19 protein-coding genes are annotated in these 23,298 nt (G+C 72.1%); all 19 read left to right on the top strand.

What is annotated here, in order from left to right; genetic code table 11:
• The first annotated feature begins 117 nt into the window (after positions 1-117).
• Complete coding sequence (mraZ, locus tag ITJ40_RS09575; RefSeq protein WP_194666781.1) at positions 118-549, top strand: division/cell wall cluster transcriptional repressor MraZ; 432 nt, start codon at positions 118-120, stop codon at positions 547-549.
• Positions 550-652: 103 nt separating this feature from the next.
• Entirely contained in the window at positions 653-1,609 is a 957-nt protein-coding gene (rsmH, locus tag ITJ40_RS09570) for a 16S rRNA (cytosine(1402)-N(4))-methyltransferase RsmH (protein WP_194666780.1), read from the top strand.
• The gene (locus ITJ40_RS09565) at positions 1,606-2,280 is read left to right on the top strand and encodes a hypothetical protein (RefSeq protein WP_194666779.1); all 675 of its coding nucleotides are present in this window, start codon (positions 1,606-1,608) and stop codon (positions 2,278-2,280) included. Before rsmH ends, ITJ40_RS09565 begins: the two co-directional genes overlap by 4 nt.
• A 91-nt stretch (positions 2,281-2,371) precedes the next feature.
• Positions 2,372-4,153 carry a penicillin-binding protein 2 gene (locus tag ITJ40_RS09560; protein ID WP_194666778.1) on the top strand — a complete coding sequence of 594 codons (1,782 nt, stop codon included), beginning with the start codon at positions 2,372-2,374 and terminating at the stop codon, positions 4,151-4,153.
• 12 nt (positions 4,154-4,165) lie between these two features.
• Positions 4,166-5,710 carry a Mur ligase family protein gene (locus tag ITJ40_RS09555; RefSeq protein ID WP_194666777.1) on the top strand — a complete coding sequence of 515 codons (1,545 nt, stop codon included), beginning with the start codon at positions 4,166-4,168 and terminating at the stop codon, positions 5,708-5,710.
• Position 5,711: 1 nt separating this feature from the next.
• The gene (gene murF / locus ITJ40_RS09550; protein ID WP_194666776.1) at positions 5,712-7,121 is read left to right on the top strand and encodes a UDP-N-acetylmuramoyl-tripeptide--D-alanyl-D-alanine ligase; all 1,410 of its coding nucleotides are present in this window, start codon (positions 5,712-5,714) and stop codon (positions 7,119-7,121) included.
• The gene (gene mraY, locus ITJ40_RS09545; RefSeq protein WP_194666775.1) at positions 7,115-8,224 is read left to right on the top strand and encodes a phospho-N-acetylmuramoyl-pentapeptide-transferase; all 1,110 of its coding nucleotides are present in this window, start codon (positions 7,115-7,117) and stop codon (positions 8,222-8,224) included. The genes murF and mraY overlap by 7 nt, the downstream gene beginning before the upstream one ends.
• 2 nt (positions 8,225-8,226) lie before the next feature.
• Entirely contained in the window at positions 8,227-9,771 is a 1,545-nt protein-coding gene (gene murD, locus ITJ40_RS09540; protein WP_194666774.1) for a UDP-N-acetylmuramoyl-L-alanine--D-glutamate ligase, read from the top strand.
• Complete coding sequence (gene ftsW, locus ITJ40_RS09535) at positions 9,728-11,017, top strand: putative lipid II flippase FtsW (protein ID WP_194666773.1); 1,290 nt, start codon at positions 9,728-9,730, stop codon at positions 11,015-11,017. The genes murD and ftsW overlap by 44 nt, the downstream gene beginning before the upstream one ends.
• A complete protein-coding gene (murG, locus tag ITJ40_RS09530) occupies positions 11,014-12,114 on the top strand; it encodes an undecaprenyldiphospho-muramoylpentapeptide beta-N-acetylglucosaminyltransferase (protein WP_194666772.1) in 1,101 nt (366 codons plus the stop codon). Before ftsW ends, murG begins: the two co-directional genes overlap by 4 nt.
• A 44-nt stretch (positions 12,115-12,158) precedes the next feature.
• On the top strand, positions 12,159-13,589 hold the full coding sequence (gene murC / locus ITJ40_RS09525) for a UDP-N-acetylmuramate--L-alanine ligase (RefSeq protein ID WP_194666771.1): 1,431 nt from the start codon (positions 12,159-12,161) through the stop codon (positions 13,587-13,589).
• On the top strand, positions 13,586-14,926 hold the full coding sequence (locus ITJ40_RS09520; RefSeq protein ID WP_370532022.1) for an FtsQ-type POTRA domain-containing protein: 1,341 nt from the start codon (positions 13,586-13,588) through the stop codon (positions 14,924-14,926). Before murC ends, ITJ40_RS09520 begins: the two co-directional genes overlap by 4 nt.
• Positions 14,927-15,063: 137 nt before the next feature.
• Entirely contained in the window at positions 15,064-16,203 is a 1,140-nt protein-coding gene (ftsZ, locus tag ITJ40_RS09515) for a cell division protein FtsZ (RefSeq protein WP_045528255.1), read from the top strand.
• Positions 16,200-16,931, top strand: a complete 732-nt coding sequence (locus ITJ40_RS09510) for a YggS family pyridoxal phosphate-dependent enzyme (protein ID WP_194666770.1) — start codon at positions 16,200-16,202, stop codon at positions 16,929-16,931. Before ftsZ ends, ITJ40_RS09510 begins: the two co-directional genes overlap by 4 nt.
• A 47-nt stretch (positions 16,932-16,978) precedes the next feature.
• The gene (locus ITJ40_RS09505) at positions 16,979-17,473 is read left to right on the top strand and encodes a cell division protein SepF (protein WP_015490518.1); all 495 of its coding nucleotides are present in this window, start codon (positions 16,979-16,981) and stop codon (positions 17,471-17,473) included.
• Between the two features lie 67 nt (positions 17,474-17,540).
• Positions 17,541-17,840 (top strand): YggT family protein, encoded by a 300-nt coding sequence (locus ITJ40_RS09500; protein WP_043669906.1) that lies wholly within the window; start codon positions 17,541-17,543, stop codon positions 17,838-17,840.
• 140 nt (positions 17,841-17,980) lie between these two features.
• Positions 17,981-18,631, top strand: coding sequence for a DivIVA domain-containing protein (locus tag ITJ40_RS09495; protein WP_194666769.1), 651 nt, complete (start codon positions 17,981-17,983; stop codon positions 18,629-18,631).
• Positions 18,632-18,773: 142 nt separating this feature from the next.
• Positions 18,774-19,691, top strand: coding sequence for an RluA family pseudouridine synthase (locus ITJ40_RS09490; protein WP_194666768.1), 918 nt, complete (start codon positions 18,774-18,776; stop codon positions 19,689-19,691).
• Between the two features lie 127 nt (positions 19,692-19,818).
• On the top strand, positions 19,819-23,280 hold the full coding sequence (gene dnaE, locus ITJ40_RS09485) for a DNA polymerase III subunit alpha (RefSeq protein ID WP_228512293.1): 3,462 nt from the start codon (positions 19,819-19,821) through the stop codon (positions 23,278-23,280).
• Positions 23,281-23,298 lie beyond the last annotated feature (18 nt).

Here is a 23,298-nt window from a genome sequence, read left to right as displayed (position 1 = left end):
CTGGGATCGGGGGACAGTCCCCGCGAATTCACCCCGCGTCCCTGGCGGTGGGTGGAGGGCTGTGGAGTAAAGTGGAGCAAGTCCTGAACCACGGCCGGAGAGACAGGGGGTGTCGGTGTGTTCCTCGGCACCCATTCGCCTCGTCTCGACGACAAGGGGCGGCTCATCCTCCCCGCGAAGTTCCGCGACGAGCTCGAGGGCGGCGTCGTCATGACCCGCGGCCAGGACCGCTGCATCTACGTGTTCACGACGCGCGAGTTCGAGGAGCTGCACGACCGCATGCGCCAGGCGCCGCTCGCGAGCAAGCAGGCGCGCGACTACATGCGCGTCTTCCTGTCCGGGGCGAACGCCGAGACGCCGGACAAGCAGCACCGCATCACCATCCCGCAGGCGCTCCGCACCTACGCGGGACTCGACCGCGAGCTGGCGGTCATCGGCGCGGGCAGCCGCGTCGAGATCTGGGACGCCGGCACGTGGGACGACTACCTCACCGCCAACGAGAGCGCGTTCGCCGACACCGCGGAGGAGGTGATCCCCGGCCTGTTCTGACCCCGGCCCCTGACTCCCAGCCGTCCGACGCCCTGCCGCACTTCCCCGGTGGCAGGTCGGGACGGATGGGGATCAGGAGCCGCGGACAGGACAGCGGGATGCCATGGCCCTCGACGACATCCACACCCCCGTCCTCCTCGAGCGGTGCCTCGAGCTGCTCGCCCCCGCCCTCCAGGGCGAGGGCGCCGTGCTGGTCGACGCCACCCTCGGGATGGCCGGCCACTCCGAGGCGTTCCTCGACGCGCTGCCCGGCCTCCGCCTGGTGGGCCTGGACCGAGACCCGGACGCCCTCGCCATCGCGGGGGAGCGTCTCGCGCGCTTCGGCGACCGGGTCCACCTCGTGCACACGGTCTACGACGGCATCGGGCGGGCGCTCGACGGGCTGGGGATCGGGCAGGTGCAGGGCGTGTTCTTCGACCTCGGCGTCTCGTCGCTCCAGCTGGACCGCGTCGAGCGCGGGTTCTCGTACTCGCAGGACGCGCCGCTCGACATGCGCATGGACGGCACGGCCGGCCTCACCGCGGCGCAGGTCGTGGCCGAGTACGACGAGCTCGAGCTGCGCCGCATCTTCTACGACTACGGCGAGGAGAAGCTCGCCCCCCGCTACGCCAGCCGCATCGTCCAGGCGCGTGAGGTGGAGCCGATCACCACGTCGGCGCGGCTCGTCGAGATCATCCAGCAGGCCACGCCCGCCGCGGTGCAGCGGGCCGGGCACCCGGCCAAGCGCGTGTTCCAGGCGCTGCGCATCGAGGTCAACCAGGAGCTGAGCGTGCTGGCGCGCGCGATGCCGGCCGCGATCGACCGGCTCGCCGTCGGGGGACGCGTGGTCGTGGAGTCGTACCAGTCGCTCGAGGACCGCATCGTGAAGCGCGAGCTGCGCGCCCGGTCCACGAGCACCGCGCCCGTGGGGCTCCCCGTCGAGCTCCCCGAGCACCGTCCGGAGCTCAAGCTCCTCGTCCGCGGCGCCGAGCTCGCGGACCAGCACGAGATCGCCCAGAACCCCCGCGCCGCTTCCGTCCGGTTGCGCGCCGCCGAACGAGCCAGGAGGCGACACGCATGACCGATGCAGCACGCGCGACCGCGCGTCCCCGGATCCGGCCGTCCGCCGAGCCGCCCACCCGCCACATCGAGGTCGTCGCCACCCGCGGCCAGCGGCGCGCGCGACCGCGCACCGTCTATGCCGTGATCGTGGTCGGCGGGCTCTTCGCCGTCCTCCTCGCGCAGCTCCTGCTCTCCATCGGCCTGTCCGACGGGGCCTACGCGATCCAGTCGCTCCAGCAGCAGCAGAAGGAGCTCGACCGCACCCACCAGGCGCTGACCGAGGACGTCGACCGGCTGTCGTCCCCGCAGAACCTGGCGCGGAACGCGCAGGCCCTCGGCATGGTCGCCAGCGCGTCGCCCTCCTTCCTCTCGCTCGACGGCACCATCCAGGGCACCCCGCAGGCGAAGGACGGCGCGACGACGGCGCTCACCGCCGACACGCTCATCGGCAACTCGCTCCTCTCCGGGGTCCCGCTCACCATCGAGAGCGACCCGAAGAAGCGCGCGGCGGCCCTCCAGGCTGCTACTTCGCAGGACGGCGCGGCCGCGGTCGACCCGGGTTCGGCCATCCCCGGATCCGCCGAGGCCTCAGGCGGGGTGACCGCCGGGACCCCGAGCGCGCCTCCCGCGTCCGGCGCGGCCTCCGGGCTAGCGTCGGCCACGGCGATCCCGACCCCGCAGACCCGATGACGCCGGGCCCCGTCGCGGGGCGACCGGCATCGCACGACACCGCTCCGACGGAGCACCGCACCGCACCGCAGGCACCGAGAGGAACCCCCGAGTGAGCACGATCTCGAACCGACGGCGCATCGCCTTCTCCCTGATCGCGATACTCGCCGTCATCGGGGTCTTCGTCGTCAAGCTGATCGACATCCAGGTCGTGCAGGCCTCGGAGCTCAACGAGGAGGCGCTGGGCAAGCGGGCCATCTCCCAGACCCTGCCCGGCGTCCGCGGCAGCATCTACGACGCCGACGGCAAGGTGCTCGCGGACAGCGTGCTCCGCTACGACGTGACGATGGACCCCTCCAAGGCGGGGCCGTTCACCCGGACGGTCACGGGCGACGACGGGAAGCCCGCCAAGCAGGACGTGTCGCTCGCGGACGCCGAGGCGCAGCTGGGCGCGATCACCGGGCAGAAGCCCGAGGAGATCGACGGCCTCATCACGTCCTCGCTCGCCAAGGACCCGAAGTCGCTCTTCGGCTACGTGACCAAGGGCGTCGACGTCGACGCGTACCTCGCCATCCGGGACCTGAAGATCCCGTGGATCTACTTCCAGGCCGTCTCCAGCCGCACCTACCCCAACGGCCAGATCGCGGGCAGCATCCTCGGCTACATCGCGGGCGACGGCACGATCAAGGCCGGGCTCGAGCAGGAGTACGACTCGTGCCTCGCCGCCCAGGACGGCGCGCAGACGTACGAACGCGGCGCGGACGGCGTGCCCATCGCCGGCAGCACCGTCACGCAGAAGCCGGCCAAGGACGGCAGCGACGTGATGACCAACATCGACACGGACCTCGAGTACTTCGCGCAGACCGCCGTCGCGGAGCAGGCCGTCAAGGTCGGCGCCGACTACGGGCACGCGACCATCGTGGAGGTCAAGACGGGCAAGGTCCTCGCGGTCGCCGAGTACCCGTCCGTCGACCCCAACGACGTGTCCGCCACGAAGCCGGAGGACCGGGGGAGCCGCGCCTTCAGCTCGCCGTTCGAACCCGGATCCACGCTCAAGGCCGTGACGGCCGCCGCGCTCCTCGACTCCGGCAAGGCCGACGCGGGCACGCACGTGGTGGCGCCGTACACCTTCACGCGCCCGAACGTGAAGCTCAGCGACAGCTACGTCCACCCCGACCTGCACTTCACGCTGGCGGGCGTCCTCATGGACTCCTCGAACACGGGCATCTCGACGCTCGGCGAGCGGCTGTCGGCCGAGGACCGCTACGGCTACCTCAAGGCCTTCGGGGTCGGCGAGAAGACGGCCATCGACTTCCCCGGCGAGAGCAGCGGCCTGGTGCGCCCGTACCAGGAGTGGGACCCGCAGACCAACTACGCGACCATGTTCGGCCAGGGCCTCACGACCACGGCCCTCCAGGTCGCGAGCATCTACCAGACCATCGGCAACCACGGGGTGAAGCTGCCGCTCTCGCTCGTCTCCGGCTGCAAGGCCGCCGACGGCACCGTCACGGACCAGCCCTCGACGCAGGGCACGCAGGTCGTCTCGCCCCAGGCCGCCGACTCCACCGTCAACATGCTCGAGACGGTCGTCACCGACGGGCACCTCTCCAAGGACCTCACGATCCCCGGCTACCGGGTGGCCGCGAAGTCCGGCACGGCGCAGGTCGCGGAGGCCGACGGCAAGTACGGCAAGAACTACCTGGTGTCGATCGCGGGCCTCGCGCCGGCCGAGGACCCCCAGTACGTCGTGTCGATCAGCCTCGCCAATCCCGATACCATGAAGTCCTCGGCGGCCGCGGCGCCCGTCTTCCAGAAGATCATGTCCCAGGTCCTGAAGACGTACCGGGTGCCCCCCTCCACCGTGCCGTCCCCGAACCTCCCGACGACCTACTGAGAGATGAGGGCGATGACCTCCCCTGCCACCCCCGCCCTCCGCCCCGAGCATCCCGTCGCACGGTCGCTGTCCGGCCTGGTGAGCGACTTCGCGCTCGACGTCGTGGGCGACGTGGACGACGTGGAGGTCACCGGCGTCACCCTGGCCTCTGGCGACGTGCAGCCCGGCGACCTCTACGTCGGGCTCCGCGGCGCCCGCGCGCACGGCGCCCGCTTCGCCTCCGACGCGGCCGCGAGCGGCGCGGTCGCGGTGCTGACCGACCCCGACGGGCTCGCCGACGCGCAGGGCTCCGGCCTGCCCGTGATCCTCACCCCCGACCCGCGCGCGGCCCTCGGCGACATCGCCGCGTGGGTCCACCGCTCGGCGGAGAACCCGGCGACGCTGTACGGCGTCACGGGCACGAACGGCAAGACGAGCGTGGTGTACCTGCTCGACGGTCTGCTCCGCCAGCTCGGCGTCGTGACCGGGCTCACCTCCACGGCCGAGCGGCGCATCGGCGAGGAGAGCATCACCAGCCGCCTCACCACGCCCGAGGCGAGCGAGCTGCACGCGCTCCTCGCCCGCATGCGCGAGGCGGAGGTGCGCGCCGTCACGATCGAGGTCTCGGCGCAGGCCCTCACCCGGCACCGCGTCGACGGCCTGGTCTTCGACGTGGCCGCGTTCATCAACCTCAGCCACGACCACCTCGACGACTACGCGGACTTCGAGGAGTACTTCGACGCGAAGCTGTCCTTCTTCGACCCGGACCGCGCGCGCCGCGGCGTCGTCTCGCTCGACACCGAGTGGGGGCAGCGCATCGTCGAGGGCTCGCGGATCCCGATGACGACCATCTCCTCGAAGCCGGGCGTGGAGGCCGACTGGACCGTGACGGTGCTCGAGCAGACGCCCGACTCCACGGGCTTCCGGCTGGAGGGCCCCGACAACCGCGTGCTCGTCTCGCGCGTGCCCGTCCCCGGCTGGTTCATGGCCGCCAACGCCGGCCTCGCGATCGTGATGCTCGTCGAGTCCGGCTACGACCTCGACGCGGTCGCCCACGTGCTCGACCGCGACGGCGGCATCCAGGCCTACATCCCCGGCCGCGCCGAGCGCGTCTCCGGCGACACCGGACCCCTCTTCTTCGTCGACTACGGGCACACCCCGGACGCGTTCGAGCAGACCCTGCAGGCGCTGCGGCCGTTCACGCCGGGCAGGCTCGTGATGGTGTTCGGCGCCGACGGCGACCGGGACACCACGAAGCGCGCCGAGATGGGCGCCATCGCGGCCCGGCTCGCCGACGTCGTGGTCATCACCGACTACCACCCGCGCTACGAGGACCCGGCGTCGATCCGGGCGAGCCTCATCGCGGGTGCCCGTGCCGCGGTCCCCGACCGCGAGATCCACGAGGTGCCCGACCCCGCCACCGCGATCCGCACGGCGGTGTCGCTGGTCGGCGAGGGGGACACCATCCTCGTCGCCGGACCCGGGCACGAGGACTACCACGAGGTGGCCGGGCGCAAGATCCCGTTCTCCGCCCGTGACGACGCGCGCGCGGCCCTCCGCGACGCAGGCTGGAGCTGACATGATCGCCCTCACCCTCGCCGAGATCGCCGAGGCGGTCGACGGCCGCCTCCTGCTGCGCGGCGACGCGACCGCGCAGACCGTCGTCGACGGCGCGGTCGACACGGACAGCCGGCTCATCGCGCCCGGCGGGATCTTCGTCGCCAAGCCCGGGGAGGAGACGGACGGGCACCTGTTCGCGCCCGCCGCGGTCGAGGCCGGCGCCGCGCTGCTCCTCGTCGAGCGCGAGCTCGACCTGCCCGTGCCCCAGGTGCTCGTGCCCGACGTCGTCGACGCGCTCGGCCGCCTGGCGCACGAGGTCGTCGCGCGGGTGCGCGCGCTCGGCGACCTGCGGATGGTCGCGGTCACCGGATCCAACGGCAAGACCACCACGAAGAACCTGCTGCACGCGATCCTCTCCACGCAGGGCGAGACCGTGTCGCCCGTCGCGTCCTTCAACAACGAGGTCGGCGCGCCGCTCACCATGCTCAAGGTGACGCGCTCCACGCGCTTCCTCGTGGCGGAGATGGGCGCGAGCGGGCTGGGCGAGATCACGCGCCTGATCCGCATGGCGAAGCCCGACGTCGGCATCGTGCTCACGGTCGGCCTCGCCCACGCGGGCGGCTTCGGCGGCATCGAGCGGACGCTCGTGACGAAGACCGAGATGGTCAAGGACCTGCTGCCCGAGGACACGGCCGTCCTCAACGCGGACGACCCGCGCGTCTCCTCCATGAGCGACAAGACGGAGGCCCCCGTGCTCTGGTTCGGCCGCGACGCGCGCGCCGCCGTCCGCGCGACGGACATCGTGGCCTCCGCAGCGGGCACGACCTTCACGCTGCACCTGCCGGACGGATCCACCCGACCCGTGTCCTTCCGCGTGCTCGGCGAGCACCACGTCACGAACGCCCTGGCCGCGGCGGCGGGCGCGTGGGCCCTCGGCGTCGACGGCGACTCCATCGTCTCCGCGCTGCAGACCGTGCAGCGCGCGGAGCGCTGGCGCATGGAGGTGCTCGGCGGCAACGGCATCACCGTGATCAACGACGCCTACAACGCGAGCCCCGACTCCATGGCCGCTGCCCTCCGCACGCTCGCGCAGATCCGCGGCCCGGAGCAGCGCACGGTCGCGGTGCTCGGCGAGATGAGCGAGCTCGGCGAGTTCTCCGAGGAGGAGCACGACCGCGTGGGCCTGCTCGCCGTGCGCCTCAACATCGGCCAGCTCGTCGTGGTGGGCCGTGCCGCCCGCCGCCTGCACCTCGAGGCCATCGCCCAGGGCTCCTGGGACGGCGAGTCGATCTTCGCCGAGGACGTCGACGAGGCCCGCGAGATCCTCGATCGGATCCTCCGCGACGGCGACCTCGTGCTCGTGAAGTCGTCGAACTCGGCGGGGCTCCGCTTCCTCGGCGACGAGCTGGGGGAGAAGCACTCGTGGTAGCCCTCCTCTTCGCGGGCGCGTTCTCGCTCGCCTTCACGCTGTTCCTCACGCCGCTGTTCATCAAGCTGTTCCACCGGCTGCAGTGGGGCCAGTTCATCCGCGACGACGGGCCGCAGACCCACCACACCAAGCGCGGCACCGCGACGATGGGCGGCATCGTCATCATCCTGGCGAGCGTGCTCGGGTACTTCGTGGGGCACCTGCTCACGTGGGACGGGATCCGCTTCGACCCCGTGACGCCGTCGGGCCTGCTCGTGGTGTTCATGATGGTGGGCCTCGGCTTCGTCGGCTTCCTCGACGACTACCTGAAGACCCGCAAGCAGCAGTCCCTCGGACTCGGCGGCTGGCAGAAGATCGCCGGTCAGGTCATCGTCGCCACCGTGTTCGCGGTGCTCGCCATCACGCTGCGCGACCCGGTCTCGGGACTCACGCCCGCGTCCACCGCCATCAGCCTGTTCCGCGACCTGCCCGTCGACTTCCTGGCGCTCGGCGCGGTCGTCGGCACGGGCCTGTTCATCGTCTGGATCTGCCTCATCGTCGCGAGCGCCTCGAACGGCGTGAACGTGGCCGACGGGCTCGACGGCCTCGCGGCCGGCGCGTCGATCTTCTCGATCGGCTCGTACGTGATCATCGGCTTCTGGCAGTTCAACCAGTCGTGCGACAGCGTCTCCAGCTACCAGAACGAGTACCGCTGCTACGAGGTCGCGAGCCCGCTGGACCTCGCCATCATCGCGGCGTCCATCGTGGGCGCGCTCATCGGCTTCCTCTGGTGGAACACGTCGCCCGCGCAGATCTTCATGGGCGACACCGGGTCGCTCGGCCTCGGCGGCGCCCTCGCGGCCCTCGCGATCCTCAGCCGCACCGAGCTGCTGCTCGTCTTCATCGGCGGCCTCTTCGTGATCGTGGCGGGCTCGGTCGTGCTCCAGCGCATCTACTTCAAGCTCACGCACGGCAAGCGCATCTTCCTCATGAGCCCGCTGCACCACCACTTCGAGCTCAAGGGCTGGGCGGAGGTCACGGTCGTCGTGCGCTTCTGGATCATCGCCGGGCTGCTGGTGGCGGCGGGCGTCGGCACCTTCTACCTGGAATGGATCACGCAGTAGAGATGACGGACGCTCCCCTCGACGACGGCCGGGTGCTCGCGCGACCCGACTCCCTGCACAGCTGGCACGACGACTGGACCGGCCTCCGCGTCGCCGTCCTCGGGCTCGGCCGCACGGGCTTCTCCGTGGCCGACACGCTCATCGAGCTCGGCGCCGACGTGCTCGTGGTCGCGGCCGACGCGTCGGCAGAGCGGCTGGCGCTGCTCGAGGTGATCGGCGGGCGGCTCGTGCGGCCGACGGACGAGGAGCCCGTCCCTGCGGAACTCGTCGCCTTCGCGCCCGAGCTCGTCGTCGTGTCGCCCGGCTACGCGCCGACGCACCCGCTGCCGGCCTGGGCGACGGAGGCGGGGATCCCGCTGTGGGGCGACATCGAGCTCGCCTGGCGCGTGCGCGACAAGACGGGGACGCCCGCCGAGTGGATCACCATCACCGGCACCAACGGCAAGACCACGACCACGCAGCTCACGGCCGCGCTCCTCCAGGAGGGCGGCGTGCGCGCGGTGCCGTGCGGGAACATCGGCCTGCCCGTGCTCGACGTCGTGCGCCACCCGGACGGCTTCGACGTGCTCGTGGTCGAGCTGTCGAGCCACCAGCTGCACTACATGCGCGAGGTGCGGCCGTACTCGAGCGCCTTCCTGAACCTCGCCGACGACCACCTGGAGTGGCACGGGTCCCGCCAGGCGTACGCGGCGGCGAAGGGCCGCGTCTACGCGGACACGCGCGTCGCCTGCGTCTACAACCGCGCCGACCGCGCGACCGAGGACGCGCTCCGCGACGCCGACGTGCAGGACGGCGCGCGCGCCATCGGCTTCGGCCTGGACGCGCCGGGTCCGAGCGACCTCGGCATCGTCGACGGGATCCTCTGCGACCGCGCCTTCCTCGAGGAGCGGTTCACGAGCGCCCTCGAGCTCACGACCCTCGACGAGCTGCGCGCGGTCGGCCTCGCCGCGCCGCACATCGTGCAGAACATCCTCGCCGCGGCCGCGCTCGCCCGGTCCTACGGCGTGGAGCCCGGCGTCGTCCGGCAGGCGCTGCTGCGCTTCGAGCTGGACAGCCACCGCATCGAGCGGATCGGCGAGCGCGACGGCGTCGCGTTCGTCGACGACTCGAAGGCCACGAATCCGCACGCCGCGTCCGCGTCGCTCGCGGCGTTCCCCTCCGTGGTGTGGCTCGTCGGCGGCCTCCTCAAGGGCGTCGAGCTCGACGAGCTGATCCGCGTCCACGCGGCGCGCCTGCGCGCCGCCGTCGTGATCGGGGTCGAGCGCACCCAGGTGCTCGCGGCATTCGCGCGACACGCGCCCGACGTCACGGTCCTCGAGGTGGCCGAGAGCGACACTGATGAGGTCATGCGGTCCGCCGTGCGGCTCGCGGCGGGCGTGGCCCGGGAGGGCGACACCGTCCTCCTGGCCCCGGCAGCGGCATCCATGGACCAATTCACCGACTACGCCGATCGCGGACGCCGATTCCGGGCCGCGGTCGACCATCACCTGGGAGGTGCGGCGGATGACACTGCCCCCGAGAACGACGCGGACCCCTCGCGCGGCTGACGCGCCGGGCCCCCGCGGTCCGCGCACCCCGCAGGCACCCGAGCAGGACGGGCATGAGGGGACGCAGCGTCGCGGCCTCGCCGCGCGCATCCACCTCGGCCGCGCCTTCCACGCGGAGAGCGGCTCCTACTTCCTCCTGCTCGGCACGACGCTCTTCCTGGTCGTGTTCGGCCTGGTGATGGTGCTGTCGTCGTCGAGCATCGACTCGTTCGTCGCCGGCGGCGGCTTCTTCGGCATCTTCCTCAAGCAGGGCATGTTCGCGCTCATCGGCGTGCCGCTGATGCTGCTGGTCTCGCTCGTGCCGCCCATGTTCTGGAAGCGCTGGGCGTGGGTGCTGCTGATCGCGGCCAGCGCCGTGCAGCTGCTCGTGTTCGGCCCCATGGGCGTCAAGGTCGGCGAGAACATCGGCTGGATCCGCATCGCGGGCACGACGTTCCAGCCCGCCGAGCTCATCAAGGTGGGCCTCGTGATCTGGCTGGCCTTCATCCTCGCGAGGAAGCGCCACCTGCTGCGGACCTGGCCGCACATCCTCATCCCCGTGCTGCCCGTCGCGGGCGGCGCCGTCGGCCTCGTCGCGCTCGGCGGCGACCTCGGCACCGTCATCATCATGGCGAGCATCGTGCTGGGCGCCCTGTTCTTCGCGGGCATCCCGATCGGCAAGCTGACGCTCATGCTCACGATCGGCTCCGTGCTCGCCGTGCTCATGACCGTGATCAGCGACAGCCGCATGCGTCGCGTCACCGAGTTCATCACCGGGCAGTGCGACTACGCGGGTGGCTGCTGGCAGTCCACGCACGGCCTGTACGCGCTGGCCGCGGGCGGGATCTTCGGCGTCGGCCTCGGCAACTCGAAGGCCAAGTGGATGTGGCTGCCCGAGGCGGACAACGACTACATCTTCGCGATCATCGGCGAGGAGCTCGGCCTCATCGGCGCCATCGTCGTCATCCTGCTGTTCGTCGTGCTCGCCATCGGCTTCATCCGCGTGATCCGGGCCAACACCGACACGTTCGCGCGCGTCGCGACGGGCGCGGTCATGACCTGGATCATCGTGCAGGCGTTCGTCAACATCGCCGTGGTGCTCAACCTGCTCCCGGTGCTCGGGGTGCCGTTGCCGTTCGTGTCGTCGGGAGGGTCGTCGCTCGTCACGACGCTCGTGGCGATGGGCATCGTGCTGGGCTTCGCCAGGAGGCCCACGACGGAGGAGTCGCCGGACGTCGTGCCCGCCGTGATCGGCATGCGCTCGTGACGACCTACCTGCTCGCCGGCGGCGGCACCGCGGGGCACGTGAACCCGCTGCTCGCCGTCGCGGACGAGCTGCGCGCCCGCGAGCCGGAGGCGACGATCCTCGTGCTCGGCACGCGCGAGGGGCTCGAGTCCCGGCTCGTCCCGGCCCGCGGCTACGAGCTGCTCACCATCGCCCGCCTGCCGTTCCCACGTCGTCCGAACGGGGCCGCCGTGCGCTTCGCCCCGGCGTTCACGCGGGCGGTGGGGCAGATCCGCCGCATGATCGCCGACCGCGGCGTCGACGTGGTCGTCGGCTTCGGCGGATACGCGGCCGCACCCGCCTACCTCGCCGCGCGCCGCTCGGGTGTCCCCGTCGTCGTGCACGAGGCCAACGCGTCGCCCGGACTCGCCAACCGCCTCGGGGCACGTGTCGCCACCGCCGTCGGGATCACGTTCCCGGACACCGTCCTCCCACGGGCGCAGGTGGTGGGCATGCCGCTGCGCCGCGAGATCGCGACCCTCGACCGCGAGGCCGTCCGCGACGCCGCGCGCGCCGAGCTCGGCCTCGACGCCGACCAGCCGACGCTCCTCGTCACGGGCGGATCCACGGGCGCGCGCAGCCTCAACCGCACCGTGGTGCAGGTGGCCGAGCGCATCACCGGAACGGGCGCGCAGATCCTGCACATCGTCGGCGGCGCGCAGGAGTTCACCGACCCGGGCGTCGAGCGCTACCACGTGGTCGGCTACTCCGACCGGATGGAGCTCGCGATCGCCGCGGCCGACCTGGTCGTCTCCCGCGCCGGGGCCGGCGCGCTGTCCGAGCTCACGGCCGTCGGCCTCCCCGCGGTCTACGTCCCCTACCCGGTGGGCAACGGCGAGCAGGCCGTCAACGTCCGCGGCGTGGTCGCGGCCGGCGGCGGGATCGTCGTGGCCGACGCCGACTTCACGCCCGACTGGATGCTCGCGCACGTCCTCCCGCTCCTGTCCGACCCGGCGGCGCTCGCGCGCATGTCCCGGGCGGCGGCCTCCGTCGGCACGCGCGACGGCGCCGCCCGCATGGCCGACCTCGTCCGCGACGCCCTCGCCGCCCGCCCGTCCCGGACCGCCGCGCGGCGCTGACCGCGCGCCGCCCGCCCGCTTCCCACCCTCCGAGGAGACCGCACGTGATCGCACCCGACCTGACCATGGACATCCCGACGGAGCTCGGCCGCGTCCACTTCGTGGGCATCGGCGGGTCCGGCATGAGCGGCATCGCGCGCCTGTTCCTCGCCGCCGGCCACCGCGTCACGGGATCCGACTCCCGCGACTCCGACGCCGTGCAGGCGCTCCGGGAGCTCGGCGCCGAGATCCACGTCGGCCACGACGCCGCGCACGTGGGCGACGCGGAGGCGCTCGTCGTCACGGGCGCGCTCTGGCAGGACAACCCCGAGTACGTGCTCGCGAAGGAGCGGGGCCTGCCGATCCTGCACCGCTCGCAGGCGCTCGCCTGGCTCATCTCCGGCCAGCGGCTCGTCGCCGTCGCGGGCGCCCACGGCAAGACCACGTCCACGGGCATGATCGTGACCGCGCTCCTCGAGGCGGGACGCGACCCGTCCTTCGTCAACGGCGGCGTGATCGGCGGGCTCGGCGTCTCGAGCGCCCCCGGATCCGAGGAGCTCTTCGTCGTCGAGGCCGACGAGTCCGACGGGTCCTTCCTCCTCTACGACACGTCCGTCGCGCTCATCACGAACGTCGACGCCGACCACCTTGACCACTACGGCTCGCACGAGGCCTTCGACGACGCGTTCGTGCGGTTCGCGAGCGCGGCGTCGGAGCTCGTCGTCATCTCGAGCGACGACCCGGGCGCCCGGCGCGTCACCGCCCGCATCGAGGGCCGCGTGATCACCTTCGGCGAGGACCCCGCAGCCGACATCCGGATCACCGACATCGTCACCGACGGCCCGGTCGCCTTCACGCTCACCCACGACGGGGTCTCCCGCCGCGCCGCCCTCCGCGTCCCGGGCCGCCACAACGCGGTCAACGCGGCCGGCGCCTACGCCGTGCTCGTGGGCCTGGGCGTGGATCCCGACGACGCCATCGCGGGCCTCGCCGGCTTCGCCGGCACGGGCCGCCGCTTCGAGCTGCACGCCGAGGTCCGCGGCGTGAGCGTCTACGACGACTACGCGCACCACCCCACCGAGGTCCGCGCCGCGCTCGAGGCCGCGCGCACGGTCGTCGGGGAGGGCCGCATCATCGCCGTGCACCAGCCGCACCTCTACAGCCGGACGCAGATGATGGCCGGCGACTTCGCCCGCGTCTACGAGGAGCTCGCCGACCACACCATCGTGCTCGACGTGTACGGCGCGCGCGAGGACCCGATCCCCGGCGTCACCGGCGCCCTCGTCTCCGAGCGCTTCCAGGAGGCGAGCCACGTCGACTACCTGCCGGACTGGCAGCAGGCGGCCGACCGCGCGGCGGAGATCGCGCGCGACGGCGACTTCATCGTGACCCTCAGCTGCGGCGACGTCTACCGCATCATCCCGCAGGTGATCGGCGCGCTCGAGCGCGGCGCCGGATCCCCGCAGCCCGCCGCGTCCGCCCGGCCGCGCGAGTGAAGCGGCCCGAGGGCTTCGACCGGCCCCGGGTCCCGAAGCCGCCCGCGCCCGACGCGCCCGTCGAGGGCGCGGACCCGCCCGCCCGCCGCCGCCGCCGGGGATCCCCTCCCGCCGACGCGCCCGCGCCCCCGGCGACCCCGGCTGCGCGTCCGGGTGCCGGCGCGCCGTCGCGACCCACGACCCCGCGTCCCGTCAGCCCTCCGCCCGTGCCGCGCACCGGCACGGGGCCGCGCGTCGGCGGCCCGGCGGAGCCCGCCGCACCCTCGCCGTCGACGCCCGCGACCGCGCGGCCCCGCGCCGCGTGGCGCGACGACGACGAGCCCGACACCGAGCCGATCGTCCTGCCGCACCTCGCGCAGGCGCCGGTCCAGGCGCCGCCCGCGCCGCGCACCGGTCGGGAGGAGCCCGCACCGCGCGGGGGCCTCGCCGGTCGCCTCGGAGCACGGGCCCGCGGAGTCGCGGGCGCCGCAGCTGCCGCGAAGCCGCTCCGTCGACGCACGCACACCGCCGCGGAGGCGGATCCGGCGCCTCGCGCCCACCGCCCCGCCCGTCCCGCGAGCGCGGCCACCGGCGACGCCGAGGCACGCCGCCAGCTGCGTCGGGCCCGCCGCGAGCGCCAGCGCTACGAGCGCCAGGAGGTGCGCCGGTTCACGCAGCGCGCACGCCGGCGCCGCGCCGGGCTCCTCGGCGCGCTCGGCGCCGTCCTCACCCTCGCGATCGTCGTCGGCATCGCCGTGTACTCGCCCCTGCTCGCCCTCCGCACGGTCGAGGTGGAGGGTGCGGATCGCGTCTCGCCGGCGAGCATCCAGGCCGCTCTCTCCGACCAGGTCGGTACGCCGCTGCCGCTGGTCGACCTCGACCGCGTCGGGGACGAGCTCCGCGCGTTCCCCCTCATCCGCAGCTACAGCACCGAGAGCCGCCCGCCGTCGACGCTCGTGATCCGCATCGTCGAGCGCACGCCCGTCGCCGTGATCCAGTCCGGCGCGGGCTTCGACCTCGTGGATCCCGCGGGCATCACGATCGAGCGCGCGACGGCGCGTCCCGACGGCTACCCGCTCATCGACCTGCCGAGCGCGGACTTCTCCTCCCCGCGGTTCCAGGCCGCCGCGGCGGTGCTCGTCGCGCTGCCGTCCGACTTCCTGCCCCAGGTCGACAGCATCCAGGCGAACACGACGGACGACGTGATGCTCACGCTCCGCACCGGCAAGAAGGTGCTGTGGGGGAGCGGGGACCGGTCGGTCGACAAGGCCCAGGTGCTGCAGGCGCTCGTGAAGGCGCGCGGCGACGTGGGCTCCTACGACGTGTCGGCACCCGACGCGCCCGTCGCCGGACCCTGATCCCGCCCGGCCTTCGCGACACGCGGCACGGGAGTCGTCGCACCGCCCCCCGGCCCCCTAACGTCGGGATCAGGAAATGCATACTGAGTAAACTCTAAGCCTCCACCGGAGGTCGAAGGTTCTAGCGGAGGCCCGTCGTGTCGAACAACCAGAACTACCTCGCCGTCATCAAGGTCGTCGGCATCGGCGGTGGCGGCGTCAACGCCGTGAACCGCATGATCGAGCTCGGTCTGCGGGGCGTGGAGTTCATCGCGATCAACACCGACGCGCAGGCCCTGCTCATGAGCGACGCCGACGTCAAGCTCGACGTCGGCCGCGAGATCACCCGCGGCCTCGGCGCCGGCGCGGACCCCGAGGTCGGCCGTCGCGCCGCCGAGGACCACGCGGAGGAGATCGAGGAGGCGCTGGCCGGCGCGGACATGGTCTTCGTCACCGCGGGTGAGGGCGGCGGCACCGGCACCGGCGGCGCGCCCGTCGTGGCGCGCATCGCGAAGTCGATCGGCGCGCTCACCATCGGCGTCGTCACGAAGCCCTTCGGCTTCGAGGGCAAGCGCCGCTCGGCTCAGGCCGAGCTCGGCGTGGCGACGCTGAAGAACGAGGTCGACACGCTGATCGTCGTCCCGAACGACCGCCTCCTGGAGATCAGCGACCGCGGCATCAGCATGCTCGAGGCCTTCGCGACCGCCGACCAGGTGCTCCTCGCGGGCGTCCAGGGCATCACCGACCTCATCACCACGCCCGGCCTCATCAACCTCGACTTCGCCGACGTCAAGTCCGTCATGCAGGGTGCGGGATCCGCGCTCATGGGCATCGGCTCGTCCCGCGGCGCCGACCGGTCGATCAAGGCCGCCGAGCTCGCGGTCGCCTCGCCCCTCCTCGAGGCGAGCATCGAGGGCGCCCACGGCGTCCTGCTGTCCATCCAGGGCGGATCCAACCTCGGCATCTTCGAGATCAACGACGCGGCCAAGCTCGTGCAGGAGGCCGTGCACCCCGAGGCGAACATCATCTTCGGCGCCGTCATCGACGACACCCTCGGCGACGAGGTGCGCGTCACGGTCATCGCAGCCGGCTTCGACGGCGGCGAGCCGGCGTCCAAGGTCGAGAACCGCCGCAGCGGCTTCGTCGCCGCGGGCGGGGGAGCGGTCGCCGCTCCCGAGGCCGTCGAGCAGGCGCCGGCGCGCCCGCAGGCGGAGGCGCCCGTCGCGTCCGTCCCCGCGAGCGACCCGACGTTCGAGGACGACGGCGACGACCTGGACATCCCCGACTTCCTGAAGTGACCGACGCTCCGCAGACCGGCGGCGCGCACGCGCCGGACGCCCACCCCGACGAGGCCCACCCCGGCCTCGCCGAGCGGTGGGCGTCCGTGCAGGCGGACGTCGCCGACGGGATCCGCGCCGCGGGCCGCCGGAGCGAGGAGGTGACCACGATCGTGGTCACCAAGTTCCAGCCCGTCTCGCTGCTGCGCGCCCTCGTCGACCTCGGCGTCCGCGACCTCGGCGAGAGCCGCCACCAGGAGGCCCAGGGCAAGGCGGCCGAGCTCGAGGGCACGGGCGTCGCCTGGCACTTCGTCGGGCAGCTGCAGGGCAAGAAGGCCAGGCAGGTGAGGCGCTACGCCTCCGTCATCCACTCCGTCGACCGCGCCTCCCTCGTCGACGCGCTCGCGTCCGACGAGGGGGAGACGCGCGTCTTCCTGCAGGTGAACCTCACCGACGACCCGGCGCGCGGAGGCGTCCCGCCCGCGGAGGCCGAGGTGCTCGCGGAGCACGCGGCGACCGCTGCCGGCATCCGCGTCCTCGGCGTCATGGCGGTCGCGCCGGACGACGGCGAGCCCCGCCGCGCGTTCGCGCGCCTCCGGGGGATCTCGGACGACGTGCGCCGCATCCTGCCCGACGCGCGCGCCATCTCGGCCGGCATGTCCGGCGACCTCCGCGAGGCGCTGCTCGAGGGCGCGACACACCTTCGGATCGGATCGGCAATCACGGGAAAGCGACCCGACGGCCCTTAATGTCGGAGGTGCGGTCCGGTCGGAGGCCGAGCCCGGAAAGAGGAATGATGGCCAACCCACTTCGCAAGACCATGGTGTACCTGGGACTCGCCGACGAGGAGCTCGAGTACCAGCAGGGACAGCAGCCCGCGCAGCAGCAGCAGTCGCCCGTGCAGGCCGTCCCGACCCCCGCCCCGGCTCCCCAGCAGCAGGCGAAGCGGGCCCCCGTGACCCCCCTGCACAAGCCCTCGACCACCACAAGGAATGCGGCGCCGGCTGAAATGAACGAGATCCTCACCGTCCACCCCAAGGCCTACAAGGACGCGCAGGTCATCGCCGAGAACTTCCGCGAGGGCGTCCCGGTCATCATCAACCTGTCGCAGATGACGGACGACGACGCACGTCGCCTCATCGACTTCGCCAGCGGGCTGTCCATCGGCCTGTACGGCAAGATCGAGCGCGTCACGGCGAAGGTCTTCCTCCTGTCGCCGTCGCACGTCGCCGTGTCCGGCGAGCAGTCGGCCACCGAGGCCGAGGTCGAGGCCTCCTTCTTCGGACGCTGATCCACCGAGCCCCCGGGATGGCGGGCGCCGAGGGGACCTCCCATCGGCGCCCGCCATACTTGTGTCCGTGATCATCGTCAACATCGTCGCCACCGTCCTGTGGTTCGCCCTCCTGGCGTTCATCATCTGCATGTGGGGCCGGTTCGTCCTCGACCTGGTCCAGTCGCTGTCCCGGCAGTGGCGTCCGCGCGGCGCGATGCTCATCGTCGCCGAGGCGTCGTACACGGTCACGGATCCGCCCATCGGCTTCGTCCGCCGGCTGATCCCGCCGCTGCGCCTCGGTCCCGTGGCGCTCGACTTCGGCTGGATGATCACGATGCTCGTGGCGATCATCCTGTTCAACGTCGCCAGCGGCCTCATGCGCTGAGGCACGGCCGACGCGTCCGCTGATCCGCGCCCGGGTCCCCGGAGCGACGCGATCCGCTGATAGCGTTGGGTCGCACGTTGTCCCGAATCCCCCGTCCGCACCCGCGGACCCCGCTCTACGCACAAAAGAGGTGGCAGGCCATGGCTCTCACTCCTGAAGACGTCGTCAACAAGCGTTTCCAGCCGACCAAGTTCCGCGAGGGATACGACCAGGACGAGGTCGACGACTTCCTCGACGAGGTGGTCGTCGAGCTGCGACGCCTCCACCAGGAGAACGACGAGCTGCGCCAGCGCCTCTCGTCGGGCGACGCCGCGCCGGCCGCGACCACCGTCATCGACGCTCCCGCTCCCGCGCCCGCCGCGGTCGAGCAGGCCCCCGTCGTCGTCGAGCCCGAGCCCACCCCGGAGCCCGAGCCGGCCCCGGTCGCGGCGCAGACGGCCGCCCCGGTCGCGGACGCGGACGACGAGACCTCCAGCACCAGCAGCCTGCTCAGGCTCGCCCGCAAGCTCCACGAGGAGCACGTCCGCGAGGGCGTCGAGAAGCGCGACGCGCTCGTCGCCGAGGCGCACGCCACCGCCGCGCGCATCGCGGCCGAGGCCGAGGCCGAGCAGCGCTCGAAGACCGCCGCCCTGGAGAAGGAGCGTCAGATCCTCGAGGGCCGCATCGACGAGCTGCGCACGTTCGAGCGCGAGTACCGCACCAAGCTCAAGGGCTACATCGAGGGCCAGCTGCGCGAGCTCGACTCCGCCGGTTCCAGCGAGGCGCCCGCCACCGCCTCGTTCGGCAACTAGCACCGCTCCACCCGCGCGCCCGACGGCGGCGTGGGACCCGGCTCCTGAGAGCCTCGGGGTCCCGCGTCGCCGTCGTCGTTCGCGGGCCCGCATCGCCGCCCGCACCTGCACCGCCCCGCACCGCACCGGAAGAGGTCACCCGATGGAGCACCGCACCATCCCCGTCCCCGACGGGCTCGACGGGCAGCGCGTCGACGCGGGCCTCGCCCGGCTCCTCGGCTTCTCCCGCAGCTTCGCGGCCGAGGTCGCGGAGGCCGGCGGCGTCACGCAGGACGGGCGACAGGCCGGCAAGTCCGACCGGCTCGTCGGCGGATCCATGCTCGCCGTCACTTGGCAGCCGCGGCAGGAGCCGTCGGTCGTGCCGCTCGCGGTGCCCGACCTCGGCATCGTGCACGACGACGACGACATCGTGGTGGTCGACAAGCCCGTGGGCGTCGCGGCCCATCCGAGCGTCGGCTGGACCGGTCCCACGGTCCTCGGGGCGCTGGCGGCCGCCGGATTCCGCCTCAGCACCTCGGGCGCGGAGGAGCGCAAGGGGATCGTCCACCGCCTCGACGCCGGCACCAGCGGACTAATGGTGGTGGCCAAGACCGAGCGCGCGTACACGGAGCTCAAGCGCCAGTTCCACGACCGCGAGGTCGAGAAGGTCTACCACGCGGTCGTCCAGGGCCATCCGGATCCGCTCGCGGGCACCATCGACGCGCCCATCGGCCGCCACCCGCGCAGCGACTGGAAGTTCGCGGTCACGGCCGACGGGAAGCCGTCGGTCACGCACTACGAGACGCTCGAGGCGTTCCGGCGCGCGGCGCTGCTCGAGGTGCACCTGGAGACCGGCCGCACCCACCAGATCCGCGTGCACATGGCCGCGCAGCGGCACCCCTGCGCGGGCGACGCGATGTACGGCGCCGACCCGACCCTCTCGGCCCAGCTCGACCTCCACCGGCAGTGGCTGCACGCCATGCGGCTCGAGATCACGCACCCCGCCACGGGTGACCGCGCGTCGTTCTCGAGCACGTACCCGGCCGACCTGCAGCACGCGCTCGACGTCCTGCGCGACTGATCCGCGACACGCCCGAGGGCCCTCCCGGAGCCTGCCTATGATGGCCAGACCGCCGATCGACCAGTAGAAGAGACCCGTGCCCCGCAACGACTCGTTCGTCCACCTCCACGTCCACAGCGAGTACTCGATGCTCGACGGGGCAGCCCGCGTCGGCCCGCTCGTCCAGGCCGCGGCCGACCAGAAGATGCCGGCTGTCGCGATCACCGACCACGGCAACGTGTTCGGGGCATTCGACTTCTGGAAGCAGGCGAAGGCGGCGGGCGTGAAGCCCATCATCGGCACCGAGGCGTACATCACGCCGGGCACGCACCGCGGCGACCGCACCCGCATCCGCTGGGGCAACGGCGGCCAGGACGACGTGTCCGGATCCGGCGCCTACACGCACCTCACGATGCTCGCCGAGACCACGGAGGGCATGCACAACCTCTTCCGGCTCTCGTCCCGCGCCTCGCTCGAGGGCTACTACTTCAAGCCCCGCATGGACCGCGAGCTGCTCAGCACGTACGCGAAGGGCCTCATCGCCACCACGGGCTGCCCGTCCGGCGAGGTGCAGACGCGCCTCCGCCTCGGCCAGTACGACGAGGCGGTCAAGGCGGCGGCCGACTTCCGCGACATCTTCGGGGCGGAGAACTACTTCTGCGAGGTCATGGACCACGGGCTCGGCATCGAGCGCCGGATCATGACCGACCTCCACCGGCTCGCGAAGGACCTCGGCCTCCCGCTCGTCGCCACCAACGACCTCCACTACACGCACGAGCACGACGCGACCAGCCACGCGGCCCTCCTGTGCGTCCAGTCCGGCACGACGCTCGACGACCCCAACCGCTTCAAGTTCGACGCCGACGAGTTCTACCTCAAGACCGCGCAGCAGATGCGCCACCTCTTCCGCGACCACGAGGAGGCGTGCGACAACACGCTCCTCATCGCCGAGCGCTGCGACGTCCAGTTCAACGAGTCCGCCAACTACATGCCGCGCTACCCGGTGCCCGAGGGCGAGAGCGAGCAGACCTGGTTCGTCAAGGAGGTCGAGCGCGGCCTCGTGCGCCGCTACCCGCGCGGCTTCTCCGACGACGTGCGCAAGCGCGCGGACTACGAGGTCGGGGTCATCGCGCAGATGGGCTTCCCGGGCTACTTCCTCGTCGTCGCCGACTTCATCGGCTGGTCGAAGGAGAACGGGATCCGCGTGGGCCCCGGCCGCGGATCGGGCGCGGGCTCGATGGTCGCGTACGCCATGGGCATCACCGACCTCGACCCGCTGGAGCACGGCCTGCTGTTCGAGCGGTTCCTCAACCCCGACCGCGTCTCCATGCCCGACTTCGACGTCGACTTCGACGACCGTCGCCGGGGCGAGGTCATCCGCTACGTGACCGACAAGTACGGCGACGAGCGCGTGGCCCAGATCGTCACGTACGGCACCATCAAGGCCAAGCAGGCGCTGAAGGACTCCAGCCGCGTGCTCGGCTACCCGTTCTCCATGGGCGACAAGCTCACCAAGGCCATGCCGCCGGCGATCATGGGCAAGGACATCCCGCTGTCCGGCATCCTCGACACCGACCACCCGCGCTACCGCGAGGCGGGCGACTTCCGCGAGGTGCTCGCGATGGACCCGGAGGCGCAGAAGGTCTTCGAGACCGCGCAGGGCATCGAGAACCTCAAGCGGCAGTGGGGCGTGCACGCGGCCGGCGTCATCATGTCGAGCGAGCCCCTCATCGACATCATCCCGATCATGAAGCGGGAGCAGGACGGCCAGATCGTCACGCAGTTCGACTACCCCGCGTGCGAATCCCTCGGCCTCATCAAGATGGACTTCCTGGGGCTGCGCAACCTCACGATCATCGACGACGCGCTCAACAACATCGAGTCGAACCGCGGCGAGAAGCTCGTGCTCGAGGACCTCGGCCTCGACGACCAGGGCGCGTACGACCTGCTGGCCCGGGGCGACACGCTCGGCGTCTTCCAGCTCGACGGCGGGCCCATGCGCTCGCTCCTGCGCATGATGAAGCCCGACAACTTCGAGGACATCTCGGCCGTCATCGCGCTCTACCGACCCGGGCCCATGGGCGCCAACTCGCACACCAACTACGCGCTGCGGAAGAACGGCCTGCAGGAGATCACCCCGATCCACCCGGAGCTCGAGGAGCCGCTGCGCGAGGTGCTCGGCACCACGCACGGCCTCATCGTGTACCAGGAGCAGGTGATGTCGGTCGCGCAGAAGCTCGCGGGCTTCACGCTCGCGCAGGCCGACCTGCTCCGACGCGCGATGGGCAAGAAGAAGAAGTCGGAGCTCGACAAGCAGTTCGAGGGCTTCTCGCAGGGCATGAAGGACAACGGCTACTCGATGGCCGCGGTCAAGGCCCTCTGGGACATCCTGCTGCCGTTCTCCGACTACGCGTTCAACAAGGCGCACTCCGCGGCCTACGGCGTCGTCTCCTACTGGACCGCGTACCTCAAGGCCCACTACCCGGCCGAGTACATGGCCGCGCTGCTCACGAGCGTCGGCGACTCCAAGGACAAGATGGCGCTGTACCTCAACGAGTGCCGGCGCATGGGCATCAAGGTGCTGCCGCCGGACGTCAACGAGTCGATCGGGTTCTTCGCGGCAGCGGGCGCCGACATCCGCTTCGGCCTGGGCGCCGTGCGGAACGTCGGCGCGAACGTCGTCGAGGCGCTCCGCGGCGCCCGCACGGAGCAGGGCGCGTTCGAGTCGTTCGACGACTTCCTCAAGAAGGTGCCGCTGCCGGTCGCCAACAAGCGCACCGTGGAGTCGCTCATCAAGGCCGGCGCCTTCGACTCGCTGGGCGACACCCGCCGGGCGCTGCTCGAGGTGCACGAGGGCATGATCGACGCCTCCGTCAGCGACAAGCGCGCCGCCATGAACGGGCAGGTCGGCTTCGACTTCGACAGCCTCTGGGACGAGCCGCAGCACGCGCGCAAGGTGCCCGAGCGGCCCGAGTGGGCGAAGCGCGACAAGCTCGCGTTCGAGCGGGAGATGCTCGGGCTCTACGTGTCCGACCACCCGCTGGCCGGGCTCGAGATCCCGCTCGCGAAGCTCGCGTCGACGGGCATCGCCGAGCTGCTGGCGACCGACGCGTCGATGGACGGGGAGACGGTCACGCTGGCGGGGCTCCTCACGAGCGTGCAGCACCGCACGGCGCGCAACTCGGGCAACCAGTACGGCATGGTGCAGCTCGAGGACTTCGGCGGCGAGATCACCTGCATGTTCATGGGCAAGGCGTACCAGGAGTTCGCGCCGGCGCTGCAGAGCGACACCGTCGTGGTGATCCGCGGCCGCGTGTCCACCCGGGACGACGGGATGAACATCCACGCCTTCTCGATGTTCCAGCCCGACCTCGGGCAGAGCCTCGGCTCGGGGCCGCTGCTCATCAGCCTCGCCGAGAACCGCGCGACGACGGAGACCGTCATGGGCCTCAACGACGTGCTGATCCGGCACTCGGGCGACACCGAGGTGCGGCTGCAGCTCGTCAAGGGCGACACGGGACGCGTGTTCGAGATCCCGTTCCCGGTCACCGTGAGCGCGGACCTCTACGGCGAGCTGAAGTCGCTGCTCGGGCCGAACTGCCTGGGCTGATCCGCGCGGCCGCGGCCC

This window comes from Clavibacter sp. VKM Ac-2872 (genome assembly GCF_015351105.1).
In the GTDB taxonomy this organism is placed as follows: Bacteria; Actinomycetota; Actinomycetes; order Actinomycetales; family Microbacteriaceae; genus Clavibacter.
This window is presented reverse-complemented; position numbering and strand designations above follow the sequence as displayed.

What these genes read in the sequence shown, in the direction of transcription:
- ftsW (WP_194666773.1), top strand. Translation starts at nt 9,728, where the DNA reads ATGACACTGCCCCCGAGAACGACGCGGACCCCTCGCGCGGCTGACGCG.
- ITJ40_RS09490 (WP_194666768.1), top strand. Translation starts at nt 18,774, where the DNA reads ATGGAGCACCGCACCATCCCCGTCCCCGACGGGCTCGACGGGCAGCGC.
- dnaE (WP_228512293.1), top strand. Translation starts at nt 19,819, where the DNA reads ATGCTCGACGGGGCAGCCCGCGTCGGCCCGCTCGTCCAGGCCGCGGCC.
- ITJ40_RS09565 (WP_194666779.1), top strand. Translation starts at nt 1,606, where the DNA reads ATGACCGATGCAGCACGCGCGACCGCGCGTCCCCGGATCCGGCCGTCC.
- rsmH (WP_194666780.1), top strand. Translation starts at nt 653, where the DNA reads ATGGCCCTCGACGACATCCACACCCCCGTCCTCCTCGAGCGGTGCCTC.
- ITJ40_RS09505 (WP_015490518.1), top strand. Translation starts at nt 16,979, where the DNA reads ATGGCCAACCCACTTCGCAAGACCATGGTGTACCTGGGACTCGCCGAC.
- murD (WP_194666774.1), top strand. Translation starts at nt 8,227, where the DNA reads ATGACGGACGCTCCCCTCGACGACGGCCGGGTGCTCGCGCGACCCGAC.
- murF (WP_194666776.1), top strand. Translation starts at nt 5,712, where the DNA reads ATGATCGCCCTCACCCTCGCCGAGATCGCCGAGGCGGTCGACGGCCGC.
- ITJ40_RS09495 (WP_194666769.1), top strand. Translation starts at nt 17,981, where the DNA reads ATGGCTCTCACTCCTGAAGACGTCGTCAACAAGCGTTTCCAGCCGACC.
- ITJ40_RS09555 (WP_194666777.1), top strand. Translation starts at nt 4,166, where the DNA reads ATGACCTCCCCTGCCACCCCCGCCCTCCGCCCCGAGCATCCCGTCGCA.